This is a genomic window from Janthinobacterium sp. NFX145 (assembly GCF_049810325.1).
Classification (GTDB): Bacteria; Pseudomonadota; Gammaproteobacteria; order Burkholderiales; family Burkholderiaceae_D; genus Janthinobacterium; species Janthinobacterium rivuli.
The window spans coordinates 931,765-951,242 of the sequence record NZ_CP187360.1 but is presented as its reverse complement, the minus strand read 5'-3'; the positions used below and the strand labels follow the sequence as shown (position 1 = coordinate 951,242).

Here is a 19,478-nt window from a genome sequence, read left to right as displayed (position 1 = left end):
GCGCTCCACCGCGCGCGCACCGAACCTGAAGAATGATTCAGGCGTTCTTGGGCGCTTCTTCAGGAGCACATTGCTATGCTTTCCCGGCGCTGTAGTGACGTTGCCTGCGCCACCTGCGCCCCTCTCATTGCCCGCCTGGGCACGGCATCCACGCATGCCCCCTCACCATCAATAACAAGGAAACACGGGATGAACACGACCACCCGCAACGCCCTGGGCGCCAGCTGCGCCCTCGCTCTCGCCTGCTCGGCCCTGGCCGGCTGCGCCAAGCCGACGCCGGCGGCCACGCCGCCCGCCCAATCGACGCACCTGGACGATGGCAGCATCGCCGTCGACAAGATGTCGCCGCTGCGCCAGCGCCTGCAGATCGCCGCCGTGCAGGAACAGGACATCGCCACGCAGACGCAGGCGCCGGGCAGCTTCGAAGCGATGCCGGAAAAACTGGTAAAAATCACGCCGCCGCTGGCCGGGCGCATCACGCGCTTGCAGCGTTCACTGGGCGACAGCGTGAAGGCGGGCGACCCGCTGTTCACGCTCGATTCTGCGGAACTGAGCGCCGCCTACGCGGACGACAGCAAGGCGAAATCCGCCCTGCTGCAGGCGCGCCAGGAACTCGAGCGCCAGAAGACGCTGTTCGAGGCGGAAATCGCCGCGCGCAAGGAGTACGAAGCGGCGCAGGCCGCCTTTGCGCAGGCCGGCAGCGATGCCCAGGCCAGCGCCGACAAGCTGGCCCAGTACGGCGCCGGCGCGCGCGGCACACGCCGCGACTATGTCTTGCGTTCGCCCATCGCCGGCACCGTGATCGCCATGGAAGGCGCCCAGGGCGGCTACTGGAACGACATCAACGCGCCCGTCATGACGGTGGCCGATCTCTCCACCGTGTGGCTGTCGGCCAACGTGGCCGAGCGGGATCTGGCGCAGGTGGCCGTGGGCCAAGCGACCCGCATCACCGTTGACGCCTGGCCCGGCAAGGCTTTCGAAGGCAAGGTCGCGTATGTGGGCGCCGTGCTCGATCCCGAAACGCGCACGGTGAAGGTGCGCGTTGCCATCGACAACCGCGCCGGCGCGTTCAAGCCGGGCATGTTCGCCCACGCGGGATTCGCCGGCGCTTCCCGCCGCGCCCTCCTCGTGCCGGCGGCCGCCGTGCTGCAAAGCGGGCCATCGACGCGCGTGATGGTCGAGCGCAGCCCGCTGGTATTCACGCCGCGCACGGTGGAAGTGGGTGCCAGCCATGGAGACCAGGTCGAAATCGTCTCGGGCCTGAAGGCCGGCGAACGCATCGTCGTCAAGGAAGGAGTGCTGCTCAATGATTGACCGTGTCATCGCCACCTGCTGCCAGCGGCGCGGCATCGTCTGGCTCGTGCTGCTGTTCGTCGCCGCCTACGGCGTCTATTGCTGGAAGCAGCTGCCCATCGAAGCCTATCCCGACATCGCCGACGTCACCTCGCAGATCGTCACGCAGGTGCCGGGCCTGGGCGCAGAGGAAATCGAGCAGCAGATCACGATTCCCCTGGAGCGCGCCCTGCTCGGTACTCCGGGCATGCACGTGCTGCGCACGCGCAGCCTGTTCGCGCTGTCCTTGATCACGGTGGTGTTCGAGGATGGCAGCGACGGCTACTTCACGCGCGAACGGCTGCAGGAACGCCTGGCCAGCGTGAACCTGCCGTACGACGCCAAGCCGGGCCTCGATCCCTATACCTCGCCCACGGGCGAGATATACCGCTACACGCTGGAATCGAAAACACGCACCCTGCGCGAACTGTCCGAGCTGCAGTTCTGGACGGTGATCCCGCGCCTGCAGCAAGTGCGCGGCGTGGCCGACGTGAGCAATTTCGGCGGCCTGACGACGCAGTTCATGCTGGAACTCGATCCCGCAAAACTGGACAGCTACGGCTTCTCGCTGGCGCAGGTCAAGGACGCCATCAACACCAACAACATCAGCGGCGACGGCAGCGTGATCGACCGCGGCCAGCAATCGTACGTAGTGCGCGGCGTGGGCTTGCTGCATACCCTCGACGACATGGGCAATGTCGTCGTCAGCAGCAAGGACGGCGTGCCCGTGCTGGTAAAAGACCTGGGCAAGCTCGCCTACGGCAACGTGGAGCGGCGCGGCATCCTCGGCAAGGATGACAATCCCGACACCATCGAAGGCATCACGCTGCTGCTGAAGGATTTCAACCCATCAGAAGCGCTGGCGGGCATCCATGCGGCCGTGGATGACTTGAATGCCAAGCTGCTGCCGAAGGATGTGAAAGTCGTGCCCTACCTAGACCGCAGCTCGCTGATCGACGCCACCCTGCACACGGTCGGATTTACCCTCGGTGAAGGCATGCTGCTCGTCGCACTGGTGCTGCTGCTGTATCTGGGCAGCCCGCGCGCGGCCGCCATCGTCGCGCTGACGATCCCGCTGGCCCTGCTGATCGCCTTCATCTTCATGCACCATTTTAAGATTCCCGCCAACCTGCTGTCGCTGGGGGCGATCGACTTCGGCATCCTCGTCGACGGTTCCGTGGTGGTGCTGGAAAACATGCTGCGCCGCCGCGAACGGGATCAGGAACGTCCCCTGACCCTGCAGGACGCCATCGACGCCACTTTGCAGGTGGCCCGCCCCATCATGTTCGGCATGGCCGTCATCATCGCCGCCTACCTGCCCCTGTTCGCCTTCCAGCGCATCGAATACAAACTGTTCTCGCCGATGGCGTATGCGGTGGGCGCGGCGCTCGTGGGCGCGCTGGTGGTGGCCTTGGTGCTGATTCCCGGCCTGGCCTGGCTGGCCTTGCGCAAGCCGCGCCGCACCTTCCACAACCGCGCGCTGGACAAGCTGGCGGGCGCGTATGGCCGCTTCCTCGAACGCATGGTGGGCAAGAAGCGCTGGGTGGCGATGGTGTGCGCAGGATCGCTCGCGGCGCTTGCCATCCTGGGCGCCAGCATCGGGCGCGATTTCCTGCCCTACCTCGATGAGGGCTCCTTGTGGCTGCAGGTGCAGATGCCGCCCGGGATCACCCTGGACAAGGCGTCCGGGATGGCCAGCGAATTGCGCCGCGCCACGCTGGAATTCCCGGAAGTGTCGACCATCGTCACACAGACGGGACGCAACGACGACGGCACCGATTACTGGACGCCGTCGCACATCGAGGCGAGCGTGGGGCTGCATCCGTACAAAAGCTGGAAGTCCGGCATGAGCAAGCAGCAGCTGATCGCCAAGATGAATGAACGCTTCTCCCGCATGCCCGGCTTTACTGTGGCCTTCATGCAGCCGATGATCGATGGCGTGCAGGATAAATTGTCGGGCGCGCACAGCGACCTGACAGTGAAAATCTTCGGCAACGACCTCGATGAAGTGCGCGCCATCGCCGGCAAGGTGGCCAATGTGCTCAAGACCGTCGATGGCGCCTCCGACGTGGCCGTGGACGTTGAGCCGCCCCTGCCCAACCTGAAGGTGGAACTGGACCGCGCCAAGGCAGCCCGCTATGGCATCAATGCGGCCGACGTGGCTGACCTGATTGCCACCGGCATCGGCGGCGCGCCCATCGGCCAAGTGTATGTCGGCGAGAAAAGCTACGACATCGCCGTGCGCTTCCCGCCCGCCACGCGTTCCAGCCCGGACGCCATCGCCAGCCTGAAGCTGACGGCCGCCAATGGCGCGAGGATCCCGCTGGCGCAGGTGGCCACCATCAGCACCACCTCGGGCGAAAGCGTGATCGTGCGCGAAATGGGACGGCGCCACATCATCGTGCGCCTGAACGCCCGCGGACGCGACCTGGCCAGCTTCCTGGCAGAGGCGCGCCCGCTGGTGGCGCAAGCCGTGGCAGGCGAGCATCAGCGCATCAGCGTCGAGTGGGGCGGCCAGTTCGAAAACCTGCAGCGCGCGCAAAGCCGCTTGGCCCTGATCCTGCCGATGACCCTGGGCGCCATGTTTTTGCTGCTGTTTGGCCAGTTCCGCAACCTGCGCCAGCCCGCGCTGGTCTTGCTGGCCGTGCCGCTGGCCATGCTGGGCGGCCTGGCCGCGCTGCACCTGCGCGGCATGACCTTGAACGTGTCGAGCGCCGTCGGCTTCATCGCCCTGTTCGGCGTGGCCGTGCTGAACGCCGTGCTGATGCTGGCGCAGATCAACCGCTTGCGCAGCGAAGAGGGCAAGAGCCTGCGCGAGGCCGTGCTGGAAGGCGCGCGCGACCGCATGCGCCCCGTGCTGATGACGGCCACCGTCGCCGCCTTGGGCCTGACGCCGGCCATGCTGGCAACAGGCCTGGGCAGCGACGTGCAGCGCCCGCTGGCCACCGTCGTGGTGGGCGGCCTGGTGACGGCGACGGCACTGACCCTGCTGCTGTTGCCGGCCCTGTATTACCTGATCGAGGCGCACCTGCAAAAACGCCAGACGCATACCGAAGGAGAGACCCATGACACGTTTTAATGTATTGCTGGCGGCCTGGCTGATCGCGCCCGGCGCCCTTGCTACGCCCTTGAGCTTTGACACCTACCTGTCCGCCGTGGAAAGCCACAGCCTGGAACTGCAATCGCAGCAGGAAAGCATCGTTGCGGCCAAGGCCGGCGTCGGCATCGCCGGCTTGCGTCCCGATCCCGAATTCACCTTGGGCGCCACGCGCGACACCGTGCGCAGCGTCGAACACCGTCCCGTCACGTGGAACCCGGCCATCAGCATGGCCATCGAGACGGGCGGCAAGCGCGCCGCGCGCATCAAGGCGGCGCACAGCAATGTCACGCTGGCAGAGGAAACGGTGGCCGGCTTCAAGAGCGAACTGTATGGCACGGCCGCCGCCGCGTTCACGGAAGCGTGCCGCACGCGCGACGTCGTCGCGCGCAAGGAGCAGACCATGGCGGCCCTGTCGACAGTGGTGGAGGCGAACACCGTGCGGCGCAAGGCGGGCGACGTGGGCGGCATCGAGCTGCTGCAGTCGCGCGTGGAGCGCGACCAGTTCCAGGCCGAGCTGGCGCAGGCGCGCAGCGAGGCGGACAGCGCCATGTTGAATTTGTCGCCGCCCTTGGGGCGCCAGTTCGATATTCTGTTTTCGGACGCGCAACTGGCGTGCGACCTCGCCGCGTATGCCGACCAGGATGCCAGCATGCTGGTGCCGCAGGCGCTCAACGCCCGCAGCGACGTGCGCATCGCTCGCGCCACCCTGGACAATCTGCGCGATGGCGCGGCGCTGGTGCGCGCCAATCGCGCCGTCGACCCGACCGTCACCGTGGGCCTGGCCGCCGCGCGCGGCTACCATGACGGCATCGATGGTAGCGGCAATCCCGTCGAAGGCGCGGCCCGCTCGCGCGCCCTGTCCATCTCGCTGGCCATCCCCATTCCCCTGTCGCGGCGCGACAAGGGTGACATCGTGCAGGCGGAATCAAGTGTGACGCAGGCGATGCTGGCCCTGCGCCAGGCGGAACTGACGGCGGAGACGCAGGTGCGCACGGCGCAGCGGCAACTGCGTGCGGCGCAGGACAGGCTGGCGCGCTACCGTGACGGCGTGCTGGTCGATGCGCAAAAGGTGGTCGATGGCATGCGCCTGTCTTACGTCAAAGGCAATGCCTCGCTGCTGGAATGGCTGGCGGCGCAGCGTTCGGCCGATGAGGCCTACCAGGGCTATGTGCAGGCGCGCGCCGATGCGGCCATCGCCAGCACGCAGCTGCAACTGGCAATCGGCCAGCGGCCGAGTTTGTAGCGGGGAGAAAGTAGAACGAGGGGATACCGGCGCGGCGATGGTGCCGCGCCGGTCGTCAGGAACGGGGAATTACTGCGGCTGGACGGGTGCGTCGCCTTCGGCGGCCGGATCGGCGTCATCGGCGTCGGCGGCGTCGTCCGCTTCCGGCTCATCGCCTTCGCTGCCATCGGCCGGCTTCGGATTGTTCTTCGCTTCCAGCTTGCGTCTGGCTTTTTCCTCGGCTTTCTTCTTCTTTTCCAGCTCTTTTTGCCGTTTTTCGTATTGGAAATTTGTCTTGGCCATTTACTACCTCTTTAGTTTTTTATTGTTACAGATAAGCACATAGGACACATTATGACGCAGTTGGAGCAAATACAAAATTTTTAGCCGCGCGGATGATGCTGCGCATGCAGCAGTTTCAGCCGTTCGCGGGCCACGTGCGTGTAAATCTGCGTGGTGGAAATATCGGAGTGCCCCAGTAACAATTGCACAACACGCAAGTCCGCGCCATGGTTGAGCAAATGCGTGGCGAACGCATGGCGCAAGGTGTGCGGCGACAGCGGCGCCGTGATGCCGGCGCTCAGCGCGTGTTTCTTGATGATGACCCAGAACATTTGCCGCGTCATGGCGCCGCCGCGCCGCGTGACGAACAGCGCGTCGTCCATTTGCCCGTCGAGGATGACGCCGCGCGCTTCCTTCAGGTAGCGCTCTATCCACAGCCGCGCCTGCTCGCCGAACGGTACCAGCCGCGTCTTGCTGCCTTTGCCCGTGATGCGCAGCACGCCATCGTTGAGGCTCAGCTCGACGGATTTCAAGTCCACCAGTTCCGACACGCGCAAGCCGCTCGCATACATGAGTTCCAACATCGTGCGTTCGCGCAGGCCCAGCGGCGTGCTCACATCGGGCGCCGCCAGCAAGGCTTCCACCTGCGCTTCGCTCAGGGTATGCACGAAGCGCGCCGGCTGCTTGGCCGAGACCATCTTCAGGCACGGGTCGGCCGCGATATGCTTGTGCCGCAAGGCCAGCTGGTAAAAACGCTTGAGCACGGACAGGCGCCGGTTCGACGACGTGGCCTTGCTCTCGTCGTGGCGGGCGGCAAAATACGCTTCGATGTCGGCCGTGGAGACTTCGTACAGGCCCTCGCGCCCGGGCCGCGCCACTTCCAGCCAGCGCGCAAACAGCCGCATGTCGCGCCGGTAGGCATCGAGCGAATTTTTCGACAGGCCGTCTTCCAGCCACAGGCTGTCGCAGAATTCGTCGATCAGGGTGGCGTTGTCGGGCGCCAGCAGGCTGTTCATCATCGTGTTGACCACCCCATGCCCGCCACGCCTTCATGCGCCAGCAGCCAGCGCTTCACGCCCAAATGAAATCCCGTCGCGTCGTCGTGATGGGCAAAGCCGCCCAGGCCGCCAGCGGCCGTGACCCGGTGGCAGGGGATCACCACGGGAAACCAGTTGGCGCCGCAAGCCTGGCCCACGGCGCGCGGGGCCGAGCCGATCAGGCGCGCCACGTCGCCATAGGTGCGCACCTGGCCGCGCGCAATGCCGCGAATCGCCGTCCACACCCGTTGCTGATAGGCGCTGCCCGAGGCGGCCAGCGGCAAGTCGAAGACATAATCGGGATCGCGGAAATACCGGGCCAGTTGCTGGCAGGCCCGCTCGGAGACGGCATCCTGCGCGTCTTTTTCGGCAAAGTGCGGCGGCAGATACACCAGTTCGCATACCTGGCCATCCTGCGCGCGCACGCCCATGGCGCCGAATGGCGCGGCCACGATGGCGCTGAACAGTTCACTGCCCTGTTGTTTTTTCATCTGCTGATCATTGTTCAAGTGTGGCAAATATGCAACCTGCCGGCGCGGGAAACGGCGCCACGGGAATTATGCACCGTCTTTGGGCGTGCCGGCGGACGTTTCCTGCGCACGAAAAAAAAGCGCACCAGTCGGTGCGCTTCAAATATTGCTTCACGTTCCCGGTCGTTTGGGTCCGCCGGTGCCGGCTTGTGGCCGCAGACAGCTATGACTCAACAACTTCTGTGAAACGTGTGTCTCCTCAATATATCCCCGGTATCAATACCGTTTTTATAGACCACTCCCCCACTAACCTTGTTGCCAATTCTGTATTTCAGCCTTGCTACCGGGGCGCATATGCATATACGTGTTTCCCCTTAAGGCTGCCCATCATAGCGCATTTATTCGGCCGTATCGACTTTTTTTGCACCATGACGGGGACAACTGTTTTAGTTGTAAATTAAATTTGGCAGCCACAGCGAGATTTGTGGTACGTAGGTAATCAAGCCCAGAAAGGCCAGCATCGTCAGCAGCCATGGCATCACGGCCACGGTCAGCTCCGAAATGCCCATCTTCGTGATGCCGGACGCCACGTACAGGTTCAGGCCCACGGGTGGATGGCACATGCCCACTTCCATATTGACCACGATCAGGATGCCGAAGTGCACGGGATCGATGCCCAGCTTCATGGCGACGGGGAACAAAATCGGCGCCATGATCAGCACGATGGACGATGGCTCCATGACGTTACCCGCCACCAACAGCAGCACGTTGACCACCAGCAAGAAACTGATCACGCCCAGGCCCTTGCCCGTGATCCACTCGGCCATCGCTTGCGGAATGTTTTCACTGGTCATCAGGAACGAGAACAGCACGGCATTCGTGATGATGTACAACAGCATCGCCGACATGGCGGCCGAATCGAGCAAGACCTTGCCCACTTGCTTGATCTTCAAGTCCTTGTAGACGAAGACGGCGATGATGAAGGCGTACACGGCAGCCATGGCGGCCGCTTCCGTCGGCGTGAAGGCGCCGGAATAAATGCCGCCCATGACGATGACGATCAGGAGCAGGCCCCAGGCGCTCTTCTTGAACGTAACGAAACGCTCGCCCCAGCTGGCCTTTTTCATGCGCGGATAGTTGTGCTTGCGCGCCAAAAACCACGTGGTCAGGCCCAACAGCATGGCCAGCATCATGCCGGGAATCACGCCCGCCATGAACAATTTACCAACGGACGTGTTCGTGCTGACGGAATACATCACCATCACGATCGATGGCGGTATCAAAATGCCCAGCGCGCCCGAAGTGGTGATGACGCCAGCGCCGAAACCGCGCGGATAGCCCTGCTTGACCATGGCCGGCAGGATGATGGAGCCGATCGCCACCACGGTGGCGGGGCTGGAGCCGGAGACGGCGGCAAACAGCGCGCAGGCCATCACGCCGGCCAGCGCCAGGCCGCCATGCCAGTGGCCGACCATGGAGCTGGCGAAGTTGATCATGCGCCGCGCCACCCCGCCATGCGTGAGGAAGTTGCCCGCCAAAATGAAGAACGGGATGGCCATGATCTCGAATTTCTCGATGCCCGTGAAAATCTTCAGGGCCACCGATTCGATGGGCACGCTGGTCATGGTAAACAGGAACGTCAGTACCGTCAGGCCCAGCGAAATGGAAATCGGCATGCCGGTCAGCATCAGCGCCAGCAGCAACACAAAAATGATCAGCGCGTTCATGCCTTGGCTCCTTTTTCTTCAGCCGTCAGTTCGTCTTCCAGGCCCTCGACGTGCGAGTGGTCGTGTTTCGGCAAGGCGCCCGTCTTGATGAAATGCACCATCACTTGCAGGAAGCGGAAGCACATCAGGTAGGAACCGAGCGGCACGGCCAGGTAGACCAGCCACATCGGCACTTCCATGTCGGCCGAGGTCTGGTCCGTGTGGCCAATCGACCACACGAAGCTGGCGCCCAAAGTACCCACGATGCCCGTAAACAGGGCGCCGGCGCCGAGGCCGAAGACGATGAAACGGTCGCGCCAGCGCGGGTTCATGCGGTTGATCAAGACGTCGACGCCCACGTGGATACCCGTGCGCACGCCATACGCGGCGCCAAACTTGGCCATCCAGACGAACATGTAGATACACAGTTCCTGGGCCCAGCTGGTATTGATTTGAATCAAGAAGTCTTGCAGGCCGGGGATAGGCAAGCCTGCCAGGTAGCGGTGCACGACCGCGACGAAGATGATGAAGGTGGCCGCGCCCATCAGGGTCGCGATCAGCCACTCTTCCAGGTGATCCAGAAATTTCATGGTGGACTTTCAAAGAATGCGGGTACGCTGGCACCCGCGCAGGACGCGCAGGTGCCGTTGCTGCAGAAAGACAGGGAGGTCCCTGACAGCCGCGCCGGGTGGCGCGGCCAGCGCGATTACTTCGCGCTTTCCTTGTTGATGGCCGAGATCAGGTCCTTGCCGATGCGCCCTTCCATGGCCTTCTGCACGGGCGCCAGCGCCTTGCGCCATTCGGCCTGTTCCTGCACCGTCAAGGTGTAGATCTGCGTCTTGCCCGCTTTCTTGATGGCGTCGAGGGCCTGGTCGTTGTCGCGCTGGGCGATGGCTTTTTCAAACGTGGTCGCCTCGCGCATGGCTTTTTCCAGCTGGCCGCGTATATCGGGCGGCAAGCCATCCCAGAACTTCTTGTTGACGATGACGGCATAGCCCAGGTAGCCGTGGTTCGACACGGTCACGTGTTTTTGCACTTCATGCATCTTTTGCGTGTACATATTCGATGGCGGATTTTCCGTGCCGTCGACCACGCCCGTCTGCAGCGCCTGATACACTTCCGAGAAGGCCAGCACTTGCGGATTGGCGCCCAGCGCGCGCATTTGCGCGTCGAGTACCTTCGACGACTGGATGCGCATTTTCAGGCCCTTGAAGTCGGCCGGCATGTGCAGCGGCTTGTTGGCCGACATCACCTTGAAGCCGTTGTCCCAGTAGGCCAGGCCCGTGATACCCTTGGGTTCCAGTTTTTTCAGCAGGCTCTTGCCGATTTCGCCTTCGGTGACGTTGTACAGCGCCGTCTTGGTGGGGAAAATGTAGGGCAGGTCGAAGGCTTCGAATTCCTTCACGCCCAGCGGGCCGAACTTGGCCAGCGACGGCGCCAGCATCTGCACGGCGCCCAGCTGCAGGGCTTCGAGTTCTTCCTTGTCCTTGTACAGCTGGCTGTTCGGGTACAGTTCGACCTTGACCTTGCCATTCGTGGCTTTCTCGGCCAGCTGCTTGAAGCGTTCGGCGGCCTGGCCTTTCGGCGTGTCGGTGGCCACGACGTGGCTGAACTTGATGACGATGGGGGCTTGCGCGTAAGCGTGCACGCCGGCGGTGGCGCCGATAGCCGCGCACAGCGCGACGAACATGGTTTTCATCTGCATTTTTGTCTCCTGAGTGGTTTTTGAAAAAACTTTATTATTTGTCTACTTGGATATTGTGCCAAAGAAACTGCTTCGGCTATTGTGGTTAACCACAATAGCCGGCTCCCGATAAGCCGCTACCCTGCCAGCCATGCCGACTCCCCCCACCCTTGCACGCCGCTTCAAGCTATCGAGCCCGATGCGCTGGCTGCTGCCCGTCATCCTGCTGCTGCTGTTCCTGTCCATCCTATTCTGGCTGCCCTGGCAGGCGCGCCAGATGGAGAGCAACGAACGCCAGGAGCAGCTGATCGCCGACACGCTGTGGGTGGAGCAGACCATCCGCTTCCAGCTGGCGCGCAACGAGGAAAGCCTGTTCAACCTGGGCGTGGACATCGCCAGCGGCTCGCTGGGCGCGGAAAAAGTGCACGAACGGCTGCAGCAGATGTTGCGCAATGGCCGCGAATTGCAGCGCGTGCTGTGGCTCGACACCAGCGGCAAGGTGCTGGCTACCAGCGACAACAGCCTGCCGCATGCGCTGTCGTTTTCGCCGGCCTCGCTGACGGCGGCCGACAATGCGCGCCGTTTGCACCGGGGCCAGTACGCCCAGCCTTCGCAGCAGACGGGCTTTCCCGACGCGCCGCCGGGCGCCATGCTGATGGATTACCACCAGCCCCTGTTCGACGGCCAGCGCTACGTCGGCAGCCTGGTGGCCACCTACCAGATCAGCAGCCTGCTCGATGAAATGGTGCCGTGGTGGTTCGCCCAGGATAACCAGATTTCGCTGATCGACCGCGACGACAAGGTGCTGGCGCGGCGCGCCGCCGCCGGTCCCGGCCACGGCGTGTACACGCACAAGCGCGCGCTCGACGTGCCCGGCGCCAGCATCACCCTGTTTACCGACAGCGTGAAAAGCCAGCCGAAATTGCTGCCAAATTTGCTGGTCGGCTCCGTCATCGCCCTGTCGCTGGGCTTGCTGTGGAGCTTGCTGGCCTTGTGGCGCCACATTTCGCGACGCCTGGTGGCCGAAGGCGCGCTGCGCCAGCAGATGCTGTTTCGCACGGCGATGGAAAATTCGCTGGTGACGGGCATGCGCGCGCGCGACCTGGAAGGCAGAGTCACCTACGTCAATCCCGCGTTTTGCCAGATCGTCGGCTATCCGCCCGAGGAAATCCTGGGCCGTTTGCCGCCCATGCCTTACTGGGTGCCCGAGGCGCTGGAGGAATACCAGCAGCGCTTCGTCAAGGCCCTGGCCGGCAATCCCACGCCGCAGTTCGAAACCTATTTCCAGCGTCCGGACGGCACGCGCGTGGCCGTGCTGATCTTCGAGGCGCCCTTGGTGGACAAGAACGGCCAGCAGACGGGCTGGATGGGTTCCGTGCTCGATATTTCGGACCGCAAACGGGTCGAGGAACTGAATCGCCAGCAGCAGGAAAAGCTGCAAACGAGCTCGCGCCTGGCCACCATGGGCGAACTGGCGTCGATGCTGGCGCATGAATTGAACCAGCCGCTGGCGGCCATTTCCAGCTACACGACGGGCGCCTTGAATTTGATCCGCCGCGCCATCGACAGCGGTGCCCCCGTCGAGCCGAATACATTGAAGCCGGCGCTGGAACAGGCCAGCGCGCAGGCGCAGCGGGCCGGCCAGATCATCCGCAGCGTGCACGATTTCGTGCGCAAGAGCGAGCCGCAGCGCCAGGATATCGCCATCCGCACCTTGATCGACGGCATCCGTGCGTTGATCGACCTGCAGGCGCGCAAATACTATGTCACCATCCAGGAAGAGCTGCCGCCGGACCTGCCGCTGCTGCGCGCCGATCCCGTGATGATCGAGCAAGTGCTGCTGAACCTGACGCGCAACGCCATCGAGGCCATGCAGGACGCGGCGCCGGGACGGCGTATCATGCGCCTGCGGGCCAGCCACGACGCGCAGCAGGACATGGTGACGGTCGACGTGATCGACCATGGCCATGGCATTCCACAGGACGTGGCCGAGCGGCTGTTTTCGCCGTTTTTCTCGACCAAGTCCGAAGGCATGGGCATGGGCCTGAACATCTGCCGCACCGCCATCGAATTTCACGGCGGCGCGCTGACCTTCGGCGCCAACCCCGCTGGCGGAACGATCTTTACCTTCAGCGTGCCGGCCGCGCCAAGCGCGCCGCACTAACGAATAACTAATAACGCATAACGACAAGCCGGAGACCCCATGCTACACATCATCGACGACGAAGAGGTCGTACGCGACTCCCTGTCCTGGCTGGCCGCCTCGCGCAGCATCGAATCGCGCAACTACGCCAGCGCCCAGCAATTTCTCGATAGCCTCGATGGCAACTTCGACGCCGCCGGCGACTGCGTGCTGCTCGACGTGCGCATGCCCGACATGAACGGCATCGCCATGTTCGACCAGCTGGTCAAGCGCGACCTGACGGCGCGCCTGCCCGTGATCTTCCTCACCGGCCACGGCGACGTGCCGATGGCCGTCGACAGCCTGAAACGGGGCGCCTTCGATTTCTTTGAAAAGCCGTTCAACGACAACGACCTGATGGACAGAGTGCAGCAGGGCCTGGCCAACTCGCGCCAAGCGGGCGAACTGGCCGCCGTGCACGCGCGCCTGGCCACCCTGTCGACGCGCGAACGCGAAGTGCTGGACCTGATTTTGGCGGGCAAGATGAACAAGGTGGTGGCCGACAAGCTGGGCATCAGCATGCGCACCGTGGAAGTCCACCGCGCGCATATCTTCGACAAGATGCAGGTCAAGACGGCGGTGGAGCTGGCGGGGTTGTTGAAATAATGACCGTCATGTTGGATTACGCGGCGCTTGCGCGCCGCTAATCCAACCTACATTCCACTGTAGGTCGGCTTAGCGCGCAGTGCGTAAGCCGACACCACCACTCAAGACGAAGGTAAAGCGGGCGCGGTTGTTGGCGACAACGGAAACGGGGCTTACCGCGTCAGCATGACCGTCGAGACCTTGCCATCCGCCACCGTCACTTCGGAGGTCAGCGTGCCGCCCTGCTTGCTTTCGACGGGCGTGAAGGCGCCCGGATAGAACACCGACCACGTCACGTTGGTGGTGACGTAATAGGTGCCATCGGGGACTTCCGTAAATTCGAACCGGCCGTCGCTGTCGGCCATGGTCGTGCGGTCATAGTCGCGGATCTTCGGGCTGACGGTGCCGACCACCTGACGCTTGTACAGCGAGGCAGGCAGCATGGCCAGCTTGCGGGCATACTCCGTCTTCGGACGCAAAGTGACCTTCTCGCCACCGGCCTTCTTGAATTCGCCGCCCTTGGTCTTCATGAAGGCCTGGCCTTTGACACCGCCAGTACCGGTTTTTTGCAAGGCGTCATATTCCGCCTGCTGGAATTCCGGCATGACAACGGGTGGACGCGGCGTCGAGCATCCCATCAGCACTGCGGCCAGCACGCTCAAAGACAGTAATTTCAACATTTTCCCCTTGAATATTATTTCTATAAAAAAATATTATATGCAATTGGAAAGTTAAAAACCAGGCAATCGTTTCATGCGCGAAGCGTGCCGCTGGCTGGCGCGGCACATCAGGCGTAGGTCGGCTTAGCGCTCCGCGCGTAAGCCGACACCACCACCATCACTCATCATGATGCTCATGATGCTCGGCCGCCCCATGCTTCCAGTAACTGGCCACATGCAGATGCTGCTTCGGCACCCCGGCATCGATAAAATGTCCGCGCAAGCCCTGCACCTGCGCATGCTCGCACGCCACCCACACGTAACCGTCGCCATCCTGCGGCAAGGCCACTTGCGCCAGCGCTTCCAGTAGCAGCGGTCCCTTGCGGGCATTGCGCGCCACCCAGCGCAGGTCCAGCTGCGCCGCGCACTCGAGCGCGATCCGTTCGCCGTCTTCGACGACCTCGATCACGGCAATGGCGCGCGCCATGGCCGGCAGTTGCTCCAGGCGGCGGGCGATGGCCGGCAAGGCCGTCTGGTCTCCCACCAGCACATACCAGTCGAAATCGAGCGGCACCAGCATCGAGCCGCGCGGGCCGCCCACGCCCAGGGTCTGGCCGGGCGCGGCTTGCGCCGCCCAGCTGGCCGCGGGGCCGTCGCCATGCAGCACGAAGTCGATTTCCAGCTCGCGCCGCGCGGCGTCGTAGCGGCGCGGCGTGTAGTTGCGGGCGATGGGGCGCGCGCCTTGCGCGTACTGGATGGGATTCGGTCCATTGCCCAGCACGGGAAACACGGGGGTGGTCTGCCCCGGGGCGGGGAAGAACAGTTTCACATGGTCGTCGTGCGCCGGCGAGACAAAGCCGTCCAGGTCGTCGCCAGCCAGGGTGATGCGGCGCATGTGCGGCGTGATCTGCTCGGTGCGCACGACGGTGAGCACGCGCAGTGTCAAGTCATGCCGCACGCGCTCGATGGCGTGCGGGCGTGGCATTGCAGGTGATGCGTTAGTCATTGCTTGTCCTTGTAAAGTGGGCTCAGTGGCCGTCGACGATGGCGTTCGCCGCCTGTTCCAGCACGGCGGAGACGCGCTCGGCTTCCGCCTCGCTCCAGCTGGTCTTGTTCAGCAACAGTGCATGCTTGAGCGTGTGCATGGCCTGGCGCACGCGCTCGGGCAAGGCGTTGCGCGCCTGGACGCGGGCAAACATGTCGAGCCGGGCCAGGATGCCATCGACCTGGGCGCGGTTCTCGTCGAGATAGGCGCGGCCCAGGTCCGTGATCGTGTAGAGCTTCTTGCCGCTGGCGCTTTCGGAGGACGTCACATGGTCCTGCTCTTCCAGCAAGGTCAGGGTCGGATACACGGCGCCCGGGCTGGGGGCGTACGCGCCGCCGCAACGCTCTTCGATGGCCTTGATGATTTCATAGCCGTGGCGGGGGCTGATTTCGATCAGCGCCAGCACGATCAGCGGCAAGTCGCCGCGGCCGAAGACGCGCTCGGCCCGTTCGCCGCGCCCACCGCGCCCGCCAGGACCACCGCCCATGCCATCACCGCGCTCGTCGAAGCCGCGCGGGCCGCGGCCATGCATAAAGTAGTCACCGCGGTGCTCATGGCGGTGGTCGTGGCGATGCTCGCCGTGATGGTGATGGTGATGGTGATGCTGACCGCAATGGCCGTGTTCTGTATGGTGTGAGTTTCTCATGTTTTCTCTTTAAAGATATATCGTTAGTAGGTATCGCCATTTTATAACGATATATCGATAAGTCAAGGAGAAATTTGTTATGCTCGTCTTTTCACCATCCACACGCCGATGCCATGCCTGACAAATCTGCCTTTGAGAAAATGTATGTGAAAAATGCCAGCTCCCTGGCCGTGCTCAATGACGGCGGCGAACATGGAGAATTGCTGGCGCAGTTGCCGGCGGAGCGGCTGGTACGGGAAGGTGACAATGCCGACTGGATCTTGCTGTTCGCCCGCAGCCGCGCGGAGCTGGAGCAATTCCTGCCGGTGGCGCAGGCGCGGCTGGCACCCGGCGGCGCCGTCTGGGTGGCGTACCGCAAGGGTGGAATCAAAGCGGGCAGCGACATCCACCGCGACGATATCCGCCTGTATGCGCAGGAATCAGGACTCGACAGCGTGGCGATGGTCGCCATCGATAACGAATGGTCGGCGCTGCGGCTGAAGCAAGCTTAAACGCAGGTCAAGCGACGCCGTGCAAGGCGAGCGCCCACTCGACGTGTTCGCGCACGATGGCCGACGGGTGCTCGCGGCGCAACAGCAGGGCCGCGACGATGTCGGCCTGGCCCTTGGCCTTGGCGGCCGCATTGCCCATGCCGACGGCCAGGTTGCGCAGCCAGCGCTCGTGGCCGATGCGGCGAATGGCGCTGCCTTCCATGCGGCGGTTGAATTCCTCTTCCGTCCAGGCGAACAGCTCCACCATGCCGGCGCTGCCCAGGCTGTGGCGCTCGTCGAAGTCGGGCACGACGGCGCGCTGGGCGAACTTGTTCCACGGGCAGACGGTCTGGCAATCGTCGCAGCCATACACCTTGTTGCCGATCAGGGGGCGCATCTCGATGGGAATGGCGCCCTTCAATTCGATGGTCAGGTAGGAGATGCAGCGGCGCGCGTCAAGCTGGTACGGTCCCAGGATGGCTTGCGTCGGACACACCGTGATGCACGCCGAGCACTGGCCGCAGCGCGGGGGCTCCGGCGGGTCGACGGGCAACGGCACGTCGATGAGGATCTCGCCAAGGAAAAAGAAGGAGCCGCCCTGGCGGTTGATCAGCAAGGTGTGCTTGCCGCGCCAGCCCAGGCCCCCCTTTTGCGCCAGCTCGACTTCCATCACGGGCGCCGAATCGCTGAAGACGCGGTAGCCGAAGTCGCCGATCTCGCCCTTGATGCGCTCGGCCAGCTGCTGCAGGCGCGAACGCATCACCTTGTGATAGTCGCGGCCCCGCGCATACACGGAAATGACGGCCGCCGACGGGTCGGCGTCGCGCGCCGCCTCGTGCTCACGCCAGTCGGGACCCAGCGCCGGCGGCAGATAATTCATGCGCGCGCTGATGGCGCGCACCGTGCCCGGCACCAGTTCGGCCGGGCGCGCGCGCTTCATGCCGTGGCTGGCCATGTAATCCATTTCGCCGTGATACCCTGCATCGAGCCAGGCTTGCAGGGGCGCTTCCATGTGCGACAGATCCACGTCGGCGATGCGCACCTCGGCAAAACCCAGCTCGCGCCCCCATTCTTTGATGGTGCGCGCCAGGACGGCGAGATCGGTGATGGTGGCGGACATAGGGGACTTTACGGAAAACGGCAGGCGCGCGGGCGGTTACAATGACAGCAGCCTCCATTTTATGCGATACCGAAGATCATGACCGAACACTTCAAAGTCCACCTCCACGACGAAGCCGGCACCGCCGCGCTGGGCGCCGCGCTGGCGCGCGCGCTGGCGCCGGGCCTGGCGATCTACCTGCACGGCGACCTCGGTGCCGGCAAGACGGCCCTCACGCGCGCCCTGTTGCACGCGGCCGGCCATGCGGGCCACGTGAAAAGTCCCACCTACACCTTGTCCGAACCGTACACGGTGCAACTCGATGGCCAGCGCGTCAACGTCATCCACTTCGACCTGTACCGCATGGGCAGCGCCGAGGAATTCCTCGACGCGGGCTTTCGCGAAGACTTCGACGGCCGCAATATCTGCATCGTCGAATGGCCGGAGAAAGCCGAACCGGTGCTGCCGCCGGCCGACCTGAATATTTATTTGAACGTTGCGGGTACAGGACGTGATGTAGAATTGCAAGCGTCTTCTGAATTGGGTCTGTCATGCCTTCACCGTCTCAAATTCGCCCCGAACCTTTGATCTCCTCGCCCATCACCCGGCGCACGGTACTCAAGGCCGGCGGCACCCTGCTGTTGTCCGTGTTCGCGCCCATGTCGGCGATGGCGGCGCAAATTCTCGCCGTGCGCGTCTGGCCGGCCGAGGACTACACCCGCGTCACACTGGAAAACGACAGCATCCTCAAGGCGACCCACTTCATCGTCAAGGACCCGGAACGCCTGGTGGTCGACATCGAAGGGCTGGAACTCAATCCCACCCTGAAGGGCCTGGTGGCGAAGATCCAGTCGAACGACCCGTACATCAAGCAGGTGCGCGTGGGCCAGAACCGGCCCAACGTCGTGCGCCTGGTGTTCGACCTGAAGGAAGAAGTCACGCCGCAGCTGTTTACCCTGCCGCCGGCCGGCTCCTACAACCACCGTTTGATCTTCGACCTGTATCCCGTGCGCGAGCCGGACCTGATCGCACAGATGATCGAAAAAGGCGACTGGTCGAGCGACCCGGCCAAGCCGCCCATGGCCGACACGCATACGCCGCCGCCCGCGCTGCCCCTGCCCGAGAGCGGCAAGCCGCCCGTGGCCGCCATCGCGCCGGTAACGCCCATCGTGCCGCCCGTGCCCGACGTACGTCCGGAACAGCGCCCCGAAGCGCGTCCCCTGCCGGGCCAGAAAGTGGTGCGCATGATTACCATCGCGCTCGATCCCGGCCACGGCGGCGAAGATCCGGGCGCCATGGGCAGCCGGGGCAGCCGCGAAAAAGACGTGGTGCTGGCCATCGCCAAGCGCCTCAAGACCAAGCTGGAAATGCAGCCGAACATGCGCGTCATGCTCACGCGCGACGCCGATTTCTTTGTCCCGCTGGGCATGCGCGTGGAAAAGGCGCGCAAGGTGCAGGCCGACCTGTTCGTCTCGATCCACGCCGACGCCTTCATCCAGCCGACGGCGCGCGGTTCGTCCGTCTTCGTGCTGTCCGAAAAGGGCGCCACTTCGACGGCCGCCCGCTGGCTGGCCAACAAGGAAAACCAGGCCGACCTGATCGGCGGCGTGAACGTGAAAAACCACGACAAGCAGCTGGCCAGCGTGCTGCTCGATTTATCGACGACGGCGCAGATCAATGACAGCATGAAGCTGGGCAAGGCCGTGCTGCGCGAAATCGGCGGCATCAACCGCCTGCACAAGGGTTCCGTCGAACAGGCCGGCTTCGCCGTGCTCAAAGCGCCGGACATCCCATCCATCCTGATCGAGACAGCCTTCATCTCGAATCCGGAAGAAGAAGCCAAGCTGACCGACAACGGCTACCAGGACCAGATGGCCGACGCCATCGTCACGGGCATCAAGAATTACTTTGCCAAGAATCCGCCGCTGGCGAAAAGCCGCCTGACCTGACATGAAAGCC

Annotated in this window: 18 protein-coding genes; 8 read left to right on the top strand and 10 right to left on the bottom strand. The window is 63.8% G+C overall.

Going from position 1 to position 19,478, the window contains the following annotated elements; all coding sequences use genetic code 11:
- Positions 1 to 189: 189 nt before the first annotated feature.
- Genes ACPJXG_RS04215 through ACPJXG_RS04205 form a run of 3 tightly spaced genes read left to right on the top strand, consistent with a single transcriptional unit; the run spans position 190 to position 5,675 of the window.
- On the top strand, positions 190 to 1,314 hold the full coding sequence (locus tag ACPJXG_RS04215; RefSeq protein WP_425253498.1) for an efflux RND transporter periplasmic adaptor subunit: 1,125 nt from the start codon (positions 190 to 192) through the stop codon (positions 1,312 to 1,314).
- The gene (locus tag ACPJXG_RS04210) at positions 1,307 to 4,411 is read left to right on the top strand and encodes an efflux RND transporter permease subunit (protein ID WP_425253497.1); all 3,105 of its coding nucleotides are present in this window, start codon (positions 1,307 to 1,309) and stop codon (positions 4,409 to 4,411) included. The genes ACPJXG_RS04215 and ACPJXG_RS04210 overlap by 8 nt, the downstream gene beginning before the upstream one ends.
- A complete protein-coding gene (locus tag ACPJXG_RS04205) occupies positions 4,398 to 5,675 on the top strand; it encodes a TolC family protein (RefSeq protein WP_425253496.1) in 1,278 nt (425 codons plus the stop codon). The genes ACPJXG_RS04210 and ACPJXG_RS04205 overlap by 14 nt, the downstream gene beginning before the upstream one ends.
- A 69-nt stretch (positions 5,676 to 5,744) precedes the next feature.
- Here the strand turns inward: ACPJXG_RS04205 and ACPJXG_RS04200 are convergent, their stop codons facing one another.
- The 6 genes from ACPJXG_RS04200 to ACPJXG_RS04175 all read right to left on the bottom strand — a co-directional run bounded on the left by ACPJXG_RS04200 (position 5,745) and on the right by ACPJXG_RS04175 (position 10,848).
- The gene (locus tag ACPJXG_RS04200; RefSeq protein WP_425253495.1) at positions 5,745 to 5,957 is read right to left on the bottom strand and encodes a hypothetical protein; all 213 of its coding nucleotides are present in this window, start codon (positions 5,955 to 5,957) and stop codon (positions 5,745 to 5,747) included.
- Positions 5,958 to 6,037: 80 nt separating this feature from the next.
- The gene (gene xerD / locus ACPJXG_RS04195) at positions 6,038 to 6,955 is read right to left on the bottom strand and encodes a site-specific tyrosine recombinase XerD (RefSeq protein WP_235211735.1); all 918 of its coding nucleotides are present in this window, start codon (positions 6,953 to 6,955) and stop codon (positions 6,038 to 6,040) included.
- Positions 6,952 to 7,464, bottom strand: a complete 513-nt coding sequence (locus tag ACPJXG_RS04190; RefSeq protein ID WP_425253494.1) for a methylated-DNA--[protein]-cysteine S-methyltransferase — start codon at positions 7,462 to 7,464, stop codon at positions 6,952 to 6,954. Before ACPJXG_RS04190 ends, xerD begins: the two co-directional genes overlap by 4 nt.
- A gap of 425 nt (positions 7,465 to 7,889) precedes the next feature.
- A complete protein-coding gene (locus ACPJXG_RS04185) occupies positions 7,890 to 9,170 on the bottom strand; it encodes a TRAP transporter large permease (protein ID WP_100874377.1) in 1,281 nt (426 codons plus the stop codon).
- A complete protein-coding gene (locus ACPJXG_RS04180) occupies positions 9,167 to 9,739 on the bottom strand; it encodes a TRAP transporter small permease (protein WP_035821976.1) in 573 nt (190 codons plus the stop codon). Before ACPJXG_RS04180 ends, ACPJXG_RS04185 begins: the two co-directional genes overlap by 4 nt.
- 116 nt (positions 9,740 to 9,855) lie before the next feature.
- Positions 9,856 to 10,848, bottom strand: a complete 993-nt coding sequence (locus tag ACPJXG_RS04175) for a TRAP transporter substrate-binding protein (protein ID WP_402721258.1) — start codon at positions 10,846 to 10,848, stop codon at positions 9,856 to 9,858.
- 136 nt (positions 10,849 to 10,984) lie between these two features.
- Here ACPJXG_RS04175 and ACPJXG_RS04170 point away from each other — a divergent pair, with 136 nt between their 5' ends.
- Positions 10,985 to 12,997: a PAS domain S-box protein gene (locus tag ACPJXG_RS04170; protein WP_425253493.1), complete on the top strand. Its 2,013-nt coding sequence runs from the start codon at positions 10,985 to 10,987 to the stop codon at positions 12,995 to 12,997.
- Between the two features lie 39 nt (positions 12,998 to 13,036).
- Positions 13,037 to 13,621: a response regulator transcription factor gene (locus ACPJXG_RS04165; protein WP_046686176.1), complete on the top strand. Its 585-nt coding sequence runs from the start codon at positions 13,037 to 13,039 to the stop codon at positions 13,619 to 13,621.
- A gap of 152 nt (positions 13,622 to 13,773) precedes the next feature.
- Here ACPJXG_RS04165 and ACPJXG_RS04160 read toward each other — a convergent pair whose 3' ends face one another.
- From ACPJXG_RS04160 to ACPJXG_RS04150, 3 genes are all read right to left on the bottom strand, one after another.
- Positions 13,774 to 14,280, bottom strand: a complete 507-nt coding sequence (locus ACPJXG_RS04160) for a carboxypeptidase-like regulatory domain-containing protein (protein WP_072455108.1) — start codon at positions 14,278 to 14,280, stop codon at positions 13,774 to 13,776.
- 157 nt (positions 14,281 to 14,437) lie between these two features.
- A complete protein-coding gene (locus ACPJXG_RS04155) occupies positions 14,438 to 15,244 on the bottom strand; it encodes a siderophore-interacting protein (RefSeq protein ID WP_425254713.1) in 807 nt (268 codons plus the stop codon).
- A gap of 43 nt (positions 15,245 to 15,287) precedes the next feature.
- Positions 15,288 to 15,836, bottom strand: a complete 549-nt coding sequence (locus ACPJXG_RS04150; RefSeq protein WP_425253492.1) for a PadR family transcriptional regulator — start codon at positions 15,834 to 15,836, stop codon at positions 15,288 to 15,290.
- A 227-nt stretch (positions 15,837 to 16,063) separates the two neighbouring features.
- On the opposite strand from ACPJXG_RS04150, the gene ACPJXG_RS04145 reads away from it, so the two are divergent.
- On the top strand, positions 16,064 to 16,441 hold the full coding sequence (locus ACPJXG_RS04145) for a DUF3052 family protein (RefSeq protein ID WP_425253491.1): 378 nt from the start codon (positions 16,064 to 16,066) through the stop codon (positions 16,439 to 16,441).
- 7 nt (positions 16,442 to 16,448) lie between these two features.
- On the opposite strand, the gene queG is transcribed toward ACPJXG_RS04145, so the two are convergent.
- On the bottom strand, positions 16,449 to 17,540 hold the full coding sequence (gene queG, locus ACPJXG_RS04140; protein ID WP_425253490.1) for a tRNA epoxyqueuosine(34) reductase QueG: 1,092 nt from the start codon (positions 17,538 to 17,540) through the stop codon (positions 16,449 to 16,451).
- A 78-nt stretch (positions 17,541 to 17,618) separates the two neighbouring features.
- Between queG and tsaE the strand changes: the two genes are divergently transcribed.
- Positions 17,619 to 18,107, top strand: coding sequence for a tRNA (adenosine(37)-N6)-threonylcarbamoyltransferase complex ATPase subunit type 1 TsaE (tsaE, locus tag ACPJXG_RS04135; RefSeq protein WP_425253489.1), 489 nt, complete (start codon positions 17,619 to 17,621; stop codon positions 18,105 to 18,107).
- Entirely contained in the window at positions 18,071 to 19,468 is a 1,398-nt protein-coding gene (locus ACPJXG_RS04130; protein WP_425253488.1) for an N-acetylmuramoyl-L-alanine amidase, read from the top strand. The genes tsaE and ACPJXG_RS04130 overlap by 37 nt, the downstream gene beginning before the upstream one ends.
- Positions 19,469 to 19,478: the final 10 nt, after the last annotated feature.